The organism is Sphingobacterium corticibacter, from assembly GCF_003076635.1.
GTDB classification, from domain to species: Bacteria; Bacteroidota; Bacteroidia; order Sphingobacteriales; family Sphingobacteriaceae; genus Sphingobacterium; species Sphingobacterium corticibacter.
The window spans coordinates 321,428-336,768 of record NZ_QDKG01000001.1 but is presented as its reverse complement, the minus strand read 5'-3'; the positions used below and the strand labels follow the sequence as shown (position 1 = coordinate 336,768).

Genomic DNA, 15,341 nt, shown 5'->3' with positions numbered 1-15,341 from the left:
TTTAATGATATTTAATTAGGATTATTAATTCTTCTAAGCCCCCGCTATCCAAGACGTATAGTATTTATCATCTTCAATAGCTAAAGCAGCTTCTGTAAGCATCAACGGACGAAACGGGTCGATCATCACAGCAAGCTCCTCAGTCCGATGCTTGCCTATACTTTTTTCAACAGTGCCCGGATGTGGACCATGAGGGATACCGCCGGGATGCAACGTTATTTGTCCTTGCTCCACATCATGCCTACTCATGAAATCACCGTCCACATAATACAATACTTCATCAGAATCTACATTACTGTGATTGTAAGGAGCGGGGATAGAGTCTGGGTGGTAATCGTATAATCTTGGACAAAAACTGCAAATCACAAAATTTGCATTCTCAAACGTTTGGTGTATGGGAGGCGGCATATGTAAACGTCCAGTAATTGGTTCAAAATCATGGATGGAAAACGCCCAAGGATAGTGATAGCCATCCCACCCTACAAAATCAAATGGGTGTGTACCATAAGTATACGGGTACATTAAGCCATCTTTTTTGATGAGTATTTTGAAATCGCCTTTTTCATCAAACGTTTCTAAATCCGTTGGCCGGCGAATATCGCGCTCGTAAAAGGGCGCGTGCTCCATGAGCTGCCCATATTCATTTCTATAACGTTTTGGCGTACTGACAGGCGTAAACGACTCAACTATAAACAAACGATTATCTTCCGAATCAAAACTTAGCTGGTATATCACACCTCTCGGAACAACTAAATAATCTCCATATTCGAATCTAATTTTTCCATAGCCTGTATGGAGAACACCAGACCCTTTGTGTATAAAAATAACTTCATCTGCCTGACTATTCTTATAAAAACAATCTACCATCGAATGTCGCGGTGCAGCGAGAGAGATGTGCAAATCACTATTCACCAGTACTGGCACCCGACTTTCGAGATAGTCGTCTTTGGCAGGGATACTGAAACCTTTTAAACTTGTATGCTTCAAATGCTTAGCGCGTCCAATTTTTGGACTTACATCATAGGGCTCGCCTATCTTTTTTACTAAGGTGGGTGCATAGTGATGATACACCAAAGAATAAGTGCTCGAAAAACCATGGGTAGAAACTAATTCTTCTGCATAAAGCTCCCCATTAGGTTTTCTAAATACCGTATGTCGCTTTCGCGGAACACTTCCGAGTTTATGATATGTAGACATAATTAATTATTTAAGTTTTCTATTTCACCTCATTTGCTGAATGAGATCCTCGCCATAAACAGCTCTAGATCAAAATCAGTAATTATTTAATTTTGGCCTATCGGAAATTTAAAACCGTAACACCAACTGCCAAGCTGATTGAACATCCCCTGCATCTAATAATGCAGTAATGCGCATAGCAAATGCTGACTCAGACAAATTTGTATCGTGTAATACATCATCATCAAAATCATCATCCCGCTCGGGAATGGATGACACGTTCGCCAGAGCGCCAAAATGATTCCCCGTAAAAACAGGGCATTGAAGTATTTTGGCAGGAAGTTTATCCACTCCGATCCCAAGCTCAGCGACAGGTTTTGGAACTTTATATATTATTTCTGGCTGTACATGCATATACCAGTCCCCCCCTAATCTAGCGACCTGTTTAATTTTCCTAGGATCAATAAGACGATCCTTATCCAATATCTCATCGTCAACATGCATCAGAAGTACTTCTGCGATCACTAAGATGCCGGCACCACCTTGATTACCCAAAGGCTTCACCTCTGTTACCTTGCACTCCATACTGATTTTGCTTTCCAATACTCTCGGCGGTTTAATAGTATTTGACGTAAGCATTCTCAAACCCGCTTTTGTAAACTCATTGATTCCGCTAGGATATTCGCAACTTGATAAACTCATTTGTTGCAGCATATCAAAGTCCACAATATTGATAGCCACTTCAGGTACTTCCAAAATATTTTTGTACGTATCTTTTGTCGTATTATTTCTCGCCCGACGTGAAGGACTAAAAACTACAATTGGCGGATTAGAAGAGAATACATTAAAGAAGCTAAATGGGCTTAGGTTAACCTCTCCTTTCACATTGATAGTACTTGCAAAACATATTGGTCGAGGAGCGATTGCATGCTGCAGGTAATGCTGACTATCTCTTGTAGATATTTTTTGAAAATCAATTAACATCCTCTTTCATTTTTTTAAGTGCCAACAAAGAAAAGTTACTTTTCTCAGCAACGATTGTATTATTAAGTGTTCCTAAACCATCAATTTTCATTTCGATCTGATCACCATCTTTGAGCCACTGTACGGCATAATTTGGATCTTGGAGCAAACCTGTTCCATTGAGCTCGAGTAGACACCCAGTCCCAACTGTACCACTACCAATAACATCGCCCGGAAAAACATAAGCCCCATAAGCACATCGTTCTAAAATTTCACTAAAAGTCCAATCCATATCGGCCATGTTACCAGCACTTAACTCTACTCCATTGACCGAGCAGGTCATATTCAAGTTATAACTAAAGCCAACATGTCCTGGCTTAGCTGGAACTTTGTACTTTTCTAACTCATCTGGAGTCACCAACCATGGACCAATAACTGTACAAAAATCCTTTCCTTTGGCAGGCCCAAGGCTCAACTTCATCTCTTCCATCTGGAGAGTTCTCGCACTCATATCATTCATGATCATATAACCTCCAATATATTTTTCCGCCTCTGCAGCTGTAAAATTCTTTCCTTTTTTACACACTACAATAGCAACTTCAAGCTCAAAATCAAGTTGTTGGAAATGATCCGGCATACACAGCACCTCACCCGGACCCTGTATTCCTTTGTGATTTGTAAAGTAAAAAATTGGGAACTGATCGAATTCATCTATCATAGGTACATGCCGATTACGTCTAGCAGCTTCAACATGTTGCCTAAACGCATATCCATCACGGCAAGAAGCAGGTTCAGGTACTGGCGCCAAAAGTTGGACATTACTTTCCTCAAGACCTTCGTTCGTTGCACGTTCCGCAACAGCTTTCGCTATTGAATACGCTACCTCCCAATTTTCTATGAAGAGAGCCATTGTACTTGGAATTCTAGCATCGGCCTGATTAAGATCTACTATTCTTCCGTTTTTAAAAAGTCCAAGACGCGTTTCTCCGTTATTTAAAAAAGATACTAACTTCATTTCTAATTGTCATTTTTTTTAGAGAGTGAACATCAGTTAAACGTCTATATACAAAACATTTAACACGAATTAGAGCACAAAAATGCGCCATTAATTTTTTAAGAAAAACATTATTAATACGGCTAAGGAACATAACTTGACCACCACATTTACGAAGTACGAGCCCCATATTGCCAAACAGACATATTAAAGAGTTATCGTGATTCGTAGTGGATTTTATTCCACATCCCCCTCTACGTATAAACATTTATAATGGTTTTGATCTCACTACATAAGTTCCAATTCTAGAGACAATTGTTCTGCAAAAAAGAAATCTATGCAACGATATATATCCCAAAATTACAGAGATACAAGTGTAAAAAAAGGTAATTAAAAAGAAATTAATGGTTAAAAAAAAAGCAGCCGTTTCCTATTTATTAATTTTTCTAAACAAGGTAGGTGATACCCGCGCCTGCTTCTTAAAAAATTTGGTGAAATTTGTTGGTTCGTCAAACCCTAATTGGAAACTAATTTCTTTAATGGAATGATCACTATATTTTAATAGTCTTTGGCTCTCGGTCAGTAAGTGTTCAGTGATGAACTCTTTTGGGGTTCTTCCTAAGGCAATGGTGGATATTTTTAACAAGCGCTGTGTCGTAGTATCTAAAATATCCGCATAATCCTTCACAGTATAATGGTTGCGACAATTTTTAGCGACCAGCTTTTTAAAAACCATGATATCATTTAAATCTTGGCTTTGTAGGTTATCAACAGTATGAATAATCTTCCCTCGCTCTACAAACAAAATAAGATTATATAGCATATTAAAAAGTAAATCATGCTGATATTCGTCTGCATCATTTTTAAGCTCCTCCATCAAACTTCGAAACAAGGCTTGCACCTTGATATGGATTTCCTTTGAGTGCATAGTCTTCACCTTACTATTTACATTTTCAAAAATGCGTAACACATTAAAGAAAGCATTCTTAGGCACAAAATCTTCGGTAAACGCTATTAATTCACCCTCAAATTCTTTACTAGTTTTAAAGTGATGAATCTGTCCAGGGGCAATATATATCAAGTGATCCTTTTTTACCTGATAGGGCAAGTGATCAATCTGATAATCTAATATTCCTCGTGTAACCCATATTATTACAAAAAAATCTGTGAGGTGTGGTGTCAATAGGACTTTTGGATCCCGTTTTACATACTCTAATAGATCCACTACAAAAAGATTCTGTTTGGAATTGGATATCGGTTTAAATGGGATTATCGCGATCTGATTCATATATTACTGTCTACTACCAACGCTAAGTATTTCCTAAGCATGCGAAGCAAGAATTTTCACTTTAGAACACTGATAAAAAATGATAGAACAAATTTGGGTCGAAATCACAAGCTTGAGCAATATCTAATCAACAACTAAAATATAAATTTCGATACCATTAGACGAAAACAAAACTACTTAGTTTATATCGAAAATAATTGTATCTTTGCAAACCTTATTGTAGTGAGTACAGGAAGGATAGAATTTATCAATTAATTTATAAAAACAAAAGCAAGTGAATACGTTAAGTTACAAAACTGTCTCTGCTAACAAAAACACCGTAAACAAGGAATGGATCGTTGTTGACGCTGAAGGCGAGATTTTGGGGCGCTTGGCAAGCCAGATTGCGAAAGTAATCCGTGGTAAACACAAGCCTACATTCACCCCACACGTAGACTGTGGAGATAATGTAATCGTTATCAACGCAGACAAGGTTAAGTTGACAGGAAACAAATTGGGCGACAAAGTATATGTACGCTACACAGGCTACCCAGGTGGTCAACGTTTTGTTTCTCCAAAAGAATTAATGGCAAAACACCCAGAGCGCATCATTGAGAAAGCGGTACGTGGTATGTTGCCTAAAAACCGTTTGGGCCGTGAGCTATTTAGAAACCTTTTTGTTTATGCTGGATCTGAGCACAAACATGAGGCACAAAATCCAAAAACTGTTAAATTTTAAGGAGATTCATTATGTCAACAACTAATACTTCAGGTAGAAGAAAGACTGCTGTTGCCCGCATCTACTTAGCTGCAGGTAGCGGTAACATTACCGTGAATGGTAAAGACTACACGGTATATTTTCCAACTTTGCCATTGCAATACATCGCTACTCAATCTTTGAATGTAGCAGAATCATTGGCCAACTTTGATGTTAAAGTAAACGTACAAGGTGGAGGCGTTAAAGGACAAGCAGAAGCTGTGCGTCTGGCAATTGCCAAAGCATTGGTAGAATTAGACCCGGAAGTGAAACCAGCTTTACGTGCTAAAGGTTTGATGACACGCGATGACCGTATGGTTGAGCGTAAGAAACCAGGACGTCGCAAAGCGCGTAGAAGATTCCAATTCAGTAAACGTTAATCAAAGGAGGATCACAAAATGGCAAGAACAACATATCAAGATTTATTGGATGCAGGTGTGCACTTTGGTCACCTTACCCGTAAATGGGATCCGAAAATGTCTAAGTACATTTTCATGGAGCGTAATGGCATCCACATCATTGACTTGAACAAAACACTTACGAAATTGGAAGAAGCTGCTTCAGCTATCAAACAAATCGTAAAATCAGGTCGTAAAGTATTATTCGTAGCAACGAAAAAACAAGCTAAAGAAATCATCGCGCAACAAGCGAAAGATGTTAGCATGCCTTTCGTTACCGAGCGTTGGTTAGGTGGTATGCTTACCAACTTCGCAACCGTACGCAAGTCTATCAAGAAGATGGGTAACATCGACAAGATGCAAAAAGACGGTACTTACGACGTATTATCTAAAAAAGAGAAATTAATGATTCAGCGTGAGCGTATCAAGTTAGAAAACCTTCTTGGAGGTATTGCTGACCTAAACCGCCTACCTGCTGCATTATTCATCGTAGACGTTAAGAAAGAGCACATCGCTGTTGCAGAAGCAATGAAATTAAACATTCCTACTTTTGCGATGGTGGATACCAACTCTGATCCTACTAACATTGATTTCCCAATCCCTGCAAATGATGACGCGACTAAGTCGATCAATCTAATTGCTGAAGTTATTGGTAAAGCAATTCAAGAAGGTCTTGATGAGCGTAAGCGCGATAAAGAAGATGAGGCTGAAAAAGAAGCAGCAGCTTCTAAAGCAGCTATCGATAACGGCGCAGAAGTTGCGGAAGATGCAACTGCCGGAAAACGCACTCGTAAAGCAAAAGACGTAGAATAATCATTCTACCGACTAAAGCCGGACAGACAAGTGCTCGTTTCTGGAAGCTTCTGCTTCTTTAAACTAGCTTGCCTCTCCGGTTTTTTACTTATTTATTATTAGGCTAACAATCAGGTCATATCAGTACCTTATTTTGTTGGTCAGGAAACAGATCTAAACTATAAAATAAACATATCATGTCAGTACAAATTTCTGCATCAGATGTAAACAAATTGCGTCAACAAACCGGCGCAGGTATGATGGATTGTAAAAAAGCTTTAGTAGAGGCTAATGGTGACTTCGAAGCTGCAGTAGATTACCTTCGTAAAAAAGGTGCCAAAGTAGCGGCAAGCCGTCAAGACCGTGACTCTAACGAAGGAGTAATCATTGCTAAATCTACTGCTGATGGTAAATCAGGTATCGTAGTAGAAGTAAACTGTGAGACTGACTTCGTAGCTAAAAATGCTGACTTCGTGGCTTTCGCTGAAAAAATCGCTGACTTAGCTTTAACAAGCCAACCAGCTTCTTTAGAAGAGTTGAAAGGTCTTGAATTGGACGGACGCAAAGTAGCAGAATACTTGATCGAGCAAACTGGTGTAATCGGTGAGAAAATCGACGTTTCTAAATACGAAGTAGTAACTGCTGATAAAGTAGTAGCTTATATCCACGGTAACTATCGTTTGGGCGTATTAGTAGGTCTTTCTGCTGATGCTGCTGGTGTTGAAGAAGCTGGTAGAGATGTAGCAATGCAAATTGCTGCAATGAACCCTGTAGCGATCGACAAAGACGGTGTAGATTCTCAAACTATCGAGCGTGAGTTGGAAATTGCGAAAGATCAAATCCGTGCGGAAGGTAAACCAGAAGAAATGGTAGAAAAAATCGCTGCTGGAAAATTGAACAAATTCTACAAAGACAATACCTTGTTGAACCAAGAATTTGTGAAAGATTCTTCAAAATCTATCGCTCAATTCTTAGATAGCGTAAACAAAGGTTTGACAGTTACTGCTTTCAAACGCGTGCAATTAGGCGCATAATTTTAAAGACAATAACCTTAAAAAAAACCTGTATCGGAATCCCGATACAGGTTTTTTTTGCGTAGAGCAACCTCATGAATACCACCTAACATCAACCAAATGATGGCTGAATTAATTTATTCAGTAGCTCCCCGCACTGAAATACTATCCTTATCGCGCAGACAAATACCCTATTCTCATTTGAAGTACAAATGAGACAGAATGATAAGTATTTGAGACACAAGTGCAATTTTATTTATCTACACTTCATGAAATTTATTTCTTGAAGACCATTGCAATTAATGGTGGTTTTCTAAACTGCTAACCCAGTAAACCATATTTTTTTTCTTGAGGAAATCATTCTCCTTAGAGCGCATCAGTATATAACATCATGAATATCTGACGGTGAATAATCGTCGGTAAAGTTGATTACATACTAATACCAAAATAAACTAAATACTAAACACCACTTATGAAAGCAAAAACCTTTTATCATCTGACGAATGCGGCAGCTGTTGCAAGACAGATTTTGAAGAATGATGCATACAAAAAGGGACGGTCGCGCTCCGGGTAAAAACTATTTTAGACAGCGCTAATCATACTTCACTCTCCAACCTTTGTCGAGAGTCAGTGAAATCGTTAAACAAATTTGTTCATGCTCATGAACAAGTTGTTAATATTAATAACTAACCTAATAGATTATGAATGTAAATGATTTGAATCAAAATCAAAGAGTATGCTGCAAAATGCGTTGTAAGGGAGGCGGCCTCATACTCAAACTATTATCCGTTTTGTTTTTATATTTTCTAATCCCTACCCAAGCAGTACTGGCTTGGCACGAGCGGAGCACCGAATCGAATCTACCTTGGATTCAACGATCACTGAGCGGTGTAGTTACCAACACTCAAAATGCGACTTTAACTGGCGTGACCGTAACCGAAAAAGGAACTAATAATAGTGTAACTACAGATCAAAATGGAGCATATAACATTGTGCTTAGAAATGCGCAAAATGCCATTTTGGTGTTCCAATATATCGGACATCTTTCTATAGAACGCAAGGTAGAAGCTGGCAACAGCACCATTAATGTCGTAATGGAAGAAGATGAGACAGCACTTGAAGAAGTAGTGGTTACGGGCTTCGGAATGACGCAAAAGAAAGAATCGCTAACCGGTTCTATTTCGGTGATCGGATCCAAAGATATCAGCAGATCGCTATCACCTAATGTATCTGGAGCACTTGTTGGAAAAATTCCAGGTCTGAATTTTCGACAAACCGACGGTAGACCCGGAGCTACAACGAATATCCAAATCCGTAATATGGGAAATCCATTATATGTAATTGACGGTGTGCAGAAAGATGCGGCTCAATTCAACAACTTAGACTTCAACGACATTGAGTCTATTTCGGTGTTAAAAGATGCTTCGGCAGCCATTTACGGCGTACGCGCTGCCAATGGTGTTATTGTGGTTACTACCAAACGCGGTGGACTAAACACCAAAAACACCGTCAGTCTAACATCCAATTTTGGTTTACAAAATCTATCCACATTTCCGCGACCTGCAGATGCTGTAACTTACATCGAAAATTACATCCAATCGGAAACGGTACAAGGAGTAAATAATTATCGGTATACCGAAAGCGACTTAGCAAAATGGCGCGTGGGTACAGAAAAAGGCTATGAACCATTTGACTGGTACGACTTCATCTGGAAAACGGCTCCTCAAAACTATATCAATGCCAACGTTTCAGGCGGTTCGGACAAAATCAGCTATTTTTTTAGTGTAGGTAATCTTAATCAGAAAGATGTCATCAAGAATTATGGAGGATTCAACCGGACGAACGTACAAATGAACATCACCTCCAATATAACGGATAAATTTCAGGTACGCGCTACCATGAATGCTAGACATCAGACAAAAGTGAACCCGGGCGTACCTGGTGAAGATGACCTATGGTTACCACGTTTCGCCACATTTAGAAACTTACCAACTATTGGTCCATTTGCCAATGGCAATCCTGCTTATCCGACATTAACATCCAATGATCCAGGCACCAATTTCGGCTGGCTAACCTATGATCTTGCTGGAAAATATAAAGATACTAGACGAGTAATTCAATTAAACTTTGATGCGTCCTATGAAATTTTCGAAGGACTAAAAGCAAGAGGATTGGTCGGGTATTCCTATAACAATCAGCGGATGGAAAACCACGAATTTACGTATCAACTGTATGGCTATGATGAAGTGACAGACACCTACCCTGTGATATTTCAAAACAATAATCCATGGCGCGAGCGTAGAATGGGACACGAGGAAGAAATGATTTCCAATATCCAATTGCAATACGATAAAAATATTAGTGGACACAACCTCTCTATATTGGCCGGCATGGAAAGTATTCTGCGTACGGAGCCTACCAGTTGGCTACACACCATACCGGATGCTAATGCCTTGAATTTGATTTATTTCCATAATATGGATCAGTATTCGGACGTTGGCGACAATCCGCAAGCGCGCCTTGGTTACATCAGTAAGATCAATTATGACTACAAAGGAAAGTATTTGTTGGAGCTCATTGGCCGATTGGACGGTTCTTGGAAATTCCCAACCAACGATCGTTGGGGATTTTTCCCGGGCGTAACGGCTGGTTGGGTTCCCTCCGAAGAAAATTTTTGGAAAAACGGCAGCATTGGAAAGTTCATCAATCACTTTAAATTGAGAGGTTCGTACGGAATCGTGGGACAGGACGATACGCCCGGATATGCACCATTCGATTATTTAGCAGGATACAATTACCGTCAAGGTGGCGCAATCATAGATGGAGAATATGTGCTAGGAACACAACCTCGCGGATTACCAGTGACCACTCTTTCTTGGTTGCGAGCCGAAATGATCAATATCGCTTTTGATGCTGGCATGTTACAAAATCGTTTAACAACTACTTTCGAATTATTTCAAAGACACCTTACCGGCTTGCCTGCCGCTCGCTATGATGTACTACTGCCTATGGAAGTTGGATTTGGCCTACCAAACGAAAATCTAAACTCTGACAAACGCAGAGGATTTGAAGGGGTTGTACGCTGGACAGATCAACTCCATGATTTTACCTATTCCTTGGCGGGTAACATGACCTATTCACGTTTTTATGATTGGGATCGCTATCGTCCTCGTTTTAGTAATTCTTGGGACGAATACCGTAGTTCGCTCGTACATCGATACGGTTATCTCAATTGGGGCTTAGAGTCGGACGGTCAATTTCAAAGTTGGGAAGAGATCGCTAGCTGGTCGGTGGATAATGATCGACAAGGTAACCGCACGCTAAGACCCGGCGATATCAAGTATGTAGATCAGAACGGCGACGGCGTGATCAATGGCTTAGACGAACGTCCTATTGGATACCGTCAAGACTCTACTCCGATTCTCAACTTTGGCCTTAATTTTTCATTTGGGTATAAGGGATTTGATTTGGCTTTGGATTTTTCAGGCGGTGGCCTCAACACCTTTTACAAAGAATGGGAAATGCGGAACCCATTCCATGATGGTGGAAATAATCCACAATATTATTTTGATAACACATGGAAACTATCCGATATCTGGGATGCCAATAGCGAATTGATTCCAGGAGATTATCCTATGCCGCTAATTGGTAATAGTGCCCACAGCAACTACTGGAACAGCGACTTTTGGAAGCAGTCAGTACGCTACATTAAATTAAGAAATTTAGATTTCGGCTATTCGCTCCCACAACGTCTATTAGAACCTCTTTCTATGTCTGGACTTCGCGTTTACTTTTCCGGACAGAACTTATTTACTTGGACAAACCTGGTTGGAATTGATCCAGAAATGGATGCCACCAATGGCTTAGGTTACCCGACATTTCGCATCATGAATCTAGGGGTCAATATCAGATTTTAAGGTGTTGGCATAATTAGTATTAGCATAAAAAGAAATGAATATGAAAACTACATCTATATCAATTTTCAAGATAATATTACTCTTCTGTAGTATGACATATCTGCAAAGTTGCTCAGATTTTCTAGAAAGACAACCCGATCAAATTCTTACGGACGATCAGATCTTTGGTGACAAAGTAATGATACGATCCGTCTTGGCCAATTTTTATGGCCGAGTAACTTGGGGACAGCATATCGGTGATTGGTACTCGTTTACAGTGTTGGACGAAGCGGGAAAATCCGATCAAGGTCCAGACAATATGCAAAACTTCGGCAATGAGCATTGGCGCGTATCCAATTATGAATTGATACGCAACTTCAATCAATTCCTGAAAGGCCTGCGCGAATCAACCGTGTTGAATGATACCGAAAAACAAGAGTACGAAGGTGAGGTGAGATTCCTACGAGCATGGACCTATTTCAATATGTGCCGCGGACTTGGAGGAATGCCTATTGTTGGCGATGAAGTATTTGAATACATCAGCGGTATGGATGTGGGCTCATTACAATATCCGCGCGCTACGGAAGCCGAAATGTACGATTATATTATTGCCGAATGTGAAGCAGCATCGCTCATGCTTCCTGCAAGCACCAATACCAATGCGGCGCGCGCCAATCGCTGGGTAGCATTGATGTTGAAAGCCAGATCAGCTATATATGCCGGCTCGCTAGCGAACTACAACAACAAAATGACAAGCCCAATCCGTACGCCAGGTGGCGAAGTAGGTATAGCTGCAAACTTAGCGAATGCCTATTACGAAAAGGCACTGCAAGCCGCACAAGAAGTTATCAATACGAGTCCTTATAGCTTACAATTGACGAAGCCCGATGATCTAGAGCGTAATTTCTATGAGGCACTTAGTGTCAAAACCAATAATACAGAAGTAATTTGGGCGCGAGATCACGGCTATCCTGGCGAAGGGCAGCAGGTTAATTTTACGACCATGAATATCCCCGGATCTCATGCCGAAGATATTGATCGTGCCGCAGCAGGACCTATCTTAAATCTGGTAGAAGATTTCGAATATGTGGATGATCGTAATGGAGATATCAAAATCAGAGATGATCAAGGAAATTTTATTTTTTACGATGATCCATTGGATGCTTTTGCCAATAAAGATGCGCGTTTAGGCGGTTCGGTAATCTTACCAAATGCCTTATTTCGGGGTACTGCCGTCGAAGTTCAAGCGGGGCACAAAGTCTGGAATAATGGCACTTGGCAAACGGTAACCAGCACACCGGGAGAAAGAGATAATGCTGGCCGAGTCATTACATCTGCCAATGGCCCAAACCGTTCGAACGAACAGTTTATCAATAAAAGCGGATTCTTTTTCCGCAAGTTTTTGGATGAGACGCCTGGCGCTTCCACTCGTGGGCGCAATAGTGATATGTGGTTTCCTAGATTCCGCTTCGCGGAAGCTGTACTAATTGCTGCCGAAGCTGCTATGGAACTAGGCCAGCAAAGTATCGCATTAGGTTATATCAATCAAATTCGCAGTCGTGCAGGAATTCAACCTTTGGCCTCGATAACCGTTGATGACATTATCCAAGAAAGACGTGTTGAATTTGCTTTCGAAAACCATCGTTATTGGGATTTGAAGCGTTTCCGCCGAGCACACATTATCTGGAATGGCGTAGTGAATAGTCCTAACGCTCAGCATTGGGCATTGTTCCCCTACCTTGTAGTCGCGCCGGGCACACCAAATGATGGAAAATTCGTATTTGATCGCCTTACTTTCAGCAATTCGCTACATCCAAGATTTTTCGAATTGCGCAACTACTATAATTTCATTGATTTGGGTTGGCAGAATGCGAATCCAAAAATTGTACTAAACCCTTTTCAGTAGTCTATTAATTTGAATTATGATGAAAAAAATATTATATATACTACCCATCCTTACTGCACTAACAATCGTTAGTTGTGGGTTGGATAATCGCGACGAACCTGAATCAACCATTCGCGGGCGCGTGGTCTATAATGGTGAAGCAGTTGGCGTACGAGGCACAGGCGAAGCTGTACAATTGCAGCTATTTCAGGACGGTTATGAGTTAACAAACCCAGTTCCTGTATACGTTACACAAGACGGAACTTTCGAAATCAAAATATTTGATGGAGAATATAAACTCGTGACGAGAAATAACAATGGCCCCTGGGTGAACGATCGGGATACGACCGTCGTTCGTCTTCAAGGAATGACCGATGTGGATATTAACGTTACACCGTTATTTACCTTGTCCAACGTTTCGCTAGCACTCAATGGAACTAGCTTATCGGCAAGCTTTCAGGCTAACGAAGTAACGCAGGGATGGGATATCGATTATGCCACCATTGTCGTGGGACGAACCTCATTTGTGGACGATGTATCTTACACGGTCCGCCGAGACCTGAGAGATATAGACACGGGCGTTCTTACCACCGAATTAGTAGACTTGACGGAGAATGCCGATTTCAAAAATGGCAGAGCACTATATGCTAGAATTGGACTGCGGGCAGCTGGTAAAGACCAATCTATTTACTCACAAGTTGTAAAACTGCGATAACCTTGCTGCTACCCGCTATGACTAGGGGGTATAGTTTTTTATAGATTATCAATCCACAGGTTAAATTCAAAAGGCTCATCACGATCGATGAGCCTTTTGCTTTCTATTTACTCTATAAACTATCTGCTAAAACAGTTTCAATCCAATTATACCAGCGACAATAAATAACGCCGACAACATGCGGGCTACATTCGCTGAATCTCCAAAGAAAAGAATACCCACGATCAACGTTCCTACAGCACCGATCCCTGTCCATACTGCATAAGCTGTACCGATAGGAATCGTCTTCTGGGCTATAAAGAGTAGTGTGCCACTCACCGCCATAGAGAACACAGCCAAGAAAATCCAAGGATATTTGTTAACTCCGGGATTTTGAGCCATTTTCAAACCGATTGGCCATCCAATCTCGAATAGCCCTGCAAAAACTAATGCTAACCAATTCATAACCTATCTTTTAAATATGTCCACAATAATCGACAATTGTCCTTTGTTGTACTCCTTCAAAATGACTGAAGTGGATAGCTTTCCGGCTGAAGCGTAAGTTCCGAATTATAACGCACTGTAAAATGTTACAATCATCGTGTTAAGTCTGGGGTAGCAGAAACGTTATTTGCAATGGTTATTGCACAGAATCGTAATTTTTTTTACACAGAAGATTAAACCTTTTTGAAAAAATAAATTCATATACACAAGTAAAATACCTTCATTTGCTATGCAAACTGAGGCAGTATTAAATTTTTAAGGTTTCTAATCACACAACATTCGCTGAGCGTACTTCGAAGTACAATTGAAATTATAGGTACTCCAAATTCCATTTTGTCGCATTTGGCTATTGCTAGTAATCAACACGTAAACGATCAGCGACAAAACAAAAAATACCAGCACTGAATCAAAGCAATTTATACAATATTTATAATTATTAGATTATGGGAAAAACAGCGGTTGAGCAAAACTTCCATGACATCATGGAACCCCTTGTAGGCTTTGGTCTTAAAAAATATCAGATCAAATCTTTTGAAACTAGAGGTTTGTTAAGGGAGAGTGCGGCTGGAATTTTATATGCAGGCCAGAGCACAAAAGTAAAAGAACTGCTGTATGCATTTCAAGATGGAGCGCTAAGCTCATGCATTTTAATGTTTAATATGCAAGAGACAAATATTGCATTAGACGTGGCTAAATTCTATGCCGAACGCTATAAACTATCCGGTAAGATTGGTGATATGTACATGTTTGAAGCGCCAGATCAATCATTCTCTGTGGCGGTATCTACTAACCAAGAGATGGGCTTACATGCTATGTATCTTCGGAATCATGGCCAAGAATTATTGAATTAATGTGATTAGTACTGAATTGTACTAGCGTAGTTGATACTAACTAGTCATTATACTCTCCGCTAATTGTTGTTATGATCGTAGACAGTTTCACTATCGCTAGCGCCTTATTGTCAAGAAATTTAAATCTTAATATTTGTGCACTTGTACTTTC

13 protein-coding genes are annotated in these 15,341 nt (G+C 40.2%); 8 read left to right on the top strand and 5 right to left on the bottom strand.

All coding sequences use genetic code 11. The annotated features are described in order from the left end of the window. Positions 1–33: 33 nt before the first annotated feature. From DC487_RS01540 to DC487_RS01520, 4 genes are all read right to left on the bottom strand, one after another. On the bottom strand, positions 34–1,197 hold the full coding sequence (locus DC487_RS01540) for a homogentisate 1,2-dioxygenase (RefSeq protein ID WP_116774203.1): 1,164 nt from the start codon (positions 1,195–1,197) through the stop codon (positions 34–36). A 108-nt stretch (positions 1,198–1,305) separates the two neighbouring features. Continuing rightward, the gene (locus DC487_RS01535) at positions 1,306–2,160 is read right to left on the bottom strand and encodes a flavin reductase family protein (protein WP_116774202.1); all 855 of its coding nucleotides are present in this window, start codon (positions 2,158–2,160) and stop codon (positions 1,306–1,308) included. Beyond that, positions 2,150–3,154, bottom strand: a complete 1,005-nt coding sequence (locus tag DC487_RS01530; RefSeq protein WP_116774201.1) for a fumarylacetoacetate hydrolase family protein — start codon at positions 3,152–3,154, stop codon at positions 2,150–2,152. The genes DC487_RS01535 and DC487_RS01530 overlap by 11 nt, the downstream gene beginning before the upstream one ends. A 409-nt stretch (positions 3,155–3,563) precedes the next feature. Then, entirely contained in the window at positions 3,564–4,421 is an 858-nt protein-coding gene (locus DC487_RS01520) for a helix-turn-helix domain-containing protein (RefSeq protein ID WP_116774199.1), read from the bottom strand. Positions 4,422–4,695: 274 nt separating this feature from the next. On the opposite strand from DC487_RS01520, the gene rplM reads away from it, so the two are divergent. The 7 genes from rplM to DC487_RS01485 all read left to right on the top strand — a co-directional run bounded on the left by rplM (position 4,696) and on the right by DC487_RS01485 (position 13,856). Further along, positions 4,696–5,139, top strand: a complete 444-nt coding sequence (rplM, locus tag DC487_RS01515) for a 50S ribosomal protein L13 (RefSeq protein WP_116774198.1) — start codon at positions 4,696–4,698, stop codon at positions 5,137–5,139. 11 nt (positions 5,140–5,150) lie between these two features. After that, positions 5,151–5,537 carry a 30S ribosomal protein S9 gene (rpsI, locus tag DC487_RS01510; RefSeq protein ID WP_116774197.1) on the top strand — a complete coding sequence of 129 codons (387 nt, stop codon included), beginning with the start codon at positions 5,151–5,153 and terminating at the stop codon, positions 5,535–5,537. Between the two features lie 18 nt (positions 5,538–5,555). Next, a complete protein-coding gene (gene rpsB, locus DC487_RS01505) occupies positions 5,556–6,368 on the top strand; it encodes a 30S ribosomal protein S2 (RefSeq protein ID WP_116774196.1) in 813 nt (270 codons plus the stop codon). Between the two features lie 176 nt (positions 6,369–6,544). Continuing rightward, complete coding sequence (tsf, locus tag DC487_RS01500) at positions 6,545–7,381, top strand: translation elongation factor Ts (protein WP_116774195.1); 837 nt, start codon at positions 6,545–6,547, stop codon at positions 7,379–7,381. Positions 7,382–8,106: 725 nt separating this feature from the next. Beyond that, complete coding sequence (locus DC487_RS01495; protein ID WP_207774286.1) at positions 8,107–11,277, top strand: SusC/RagA family TonB-linked outer membrane protein; 3,171 nt, start codon at positions 8,107–8,109, stop codon at positions 11,275–11,277. A gap of 91 nt (positions 11,278–11,368) precedes the next feature. Continuing rightward, positions 11,369–13,162: a RagB/SusD family nutrient uptake outer membrane protein gene (locus DC487_RS01490; protein ID WP_207774285.1), complete on the top strand. Its 1,794-nt coding sequence runs from the start codon at positions 11,369–11,371 to the stop codon at positions 13,160–13,162. Positions 13,163–13,178: 16 nt separating this feature from the next. Next, complete coding sequence (locus tag DC487_RS01485) at positions 13,179–13,856, top strand: DUF3823 domain-containing protein (RefSeq protein WP_116774193.1); 678 nt, start codon at positions 13,179–13,181, stop codon at positions 13,854–13,856. Positions 13,857–13,982: 126 nt separating this feature from the next. Here DC487_RS01485 and DC487_RS01480 read toward each other — a convergent pair whose 3' ends face one another. After that, entirely contained in the window at positions 13,983–14,300 is a 318-nt protein-coding gene (locus DC487_RS01480) for a DMT family transporter (RefSeq protein WP_116774192.1), read from the bottom strand. A 482-nt stretch (positions 14,301–14,782) separates the two neighbouring features. Between DC487_RS01480 and DC487_RS01475 the strand changes: the two genes are divergently transcribed. After that, positions 14,783–15,190 (top strand): hypothetical protein, encoded by a 408-nt coding sequence (locus tag DC487_RS01475; protein WP_116774191.1) that lies wholly within the window; start codon positions 14,783–14,785, stop codon positions 15,188–15,190. Positions 15,191–15,341: the final 151 nt, after the last annotated feature.

Excerpts from the sequence above, each read along its gene's own strand:
- DC487_RS01540 (WP_116774203.1), bottom strand. The coding sequence starts at position 1,197 with ATGTCTACATATCATAAACTCGGAAGTGTTCCGCGAAAGCGACATACG.
- DC487_RS01535 (WP_116774202.1), bottom strand. The coding sequence starts at position 2,160 with ATGTTAATTGATTTTCAAAAAATATCTACAAGAGATAGTCAGCATTAC.
- DC487_RS01530 (WP_116774201.1), bottom strand. The coding sequence starts at position 3,154 with ATGAAGTTAGTATCTTTTTTAAATAACGGAGAAACGCGTCTTGGACTT.
- DC487_RS01520 (WP_116774199.1), bottom strand. The coding sequence starts at position 4,421 with ATGAATCAGATCGCGATAATCCCATTTAAACCGATATCCAATTCCAAA.
- rpsI (WP_116774197.1), top strand. The coding sequence starts at position 5,151 with ATGTCAACAACTAATACTTCAGGTAGAAGAAAGACTGCTGTTGCCCGC.
- rpsB (WP_116774196.1), top strand. The coding sequence starts at position 5,556 with ATGGCAAGAACAACATATCAAGATTTATTGGATGCAGGTGTGCACTTT.
- tsf (WP_116774195.1), top strand. The coding sequence starts at position 6,545 with ATGTCAGTACAAATTTCTGCATCAGATGTAAACAAATTGCGTCAACAA.
- DC487_RS01495 (WP_207774286.1), top strand. The coding sequence starts at position 8,107 with ATGCGTTGTAAGGGAGGCGGCCTCATACTCAAACTATTATCCGTTTTG.
- DC487_RS01490 (WP_207774285.1), top strand. The coding sequence starts at position 11,369 with ATGACATATCTGCAAAGTTGCTCAGATTTTCTAGAAAGACAACCCGAT.
- DC487_RS01485 (WP_116774193.1), top strand. The coding sequence starts at position 13,179 with ATGATGAAAAAAATATTATATATACTACCCATCCTTACTGCACTAACA.
- DC487_RS01480 (WP_116774192.1), bottom strand. The coding sequence starts at position 14,300 with ATGAATTGGTTAGCATTAGTTTTTGCAGGGCTATTCGAGATTGGATGG.
- DC487_RS01475 (WP_116774191.1), top strand. The coding sequence starts at position 14,783 with ATGGGAAAAACAGCGGTTGAGCAAAACTTCCATGACATCATGGAACCC.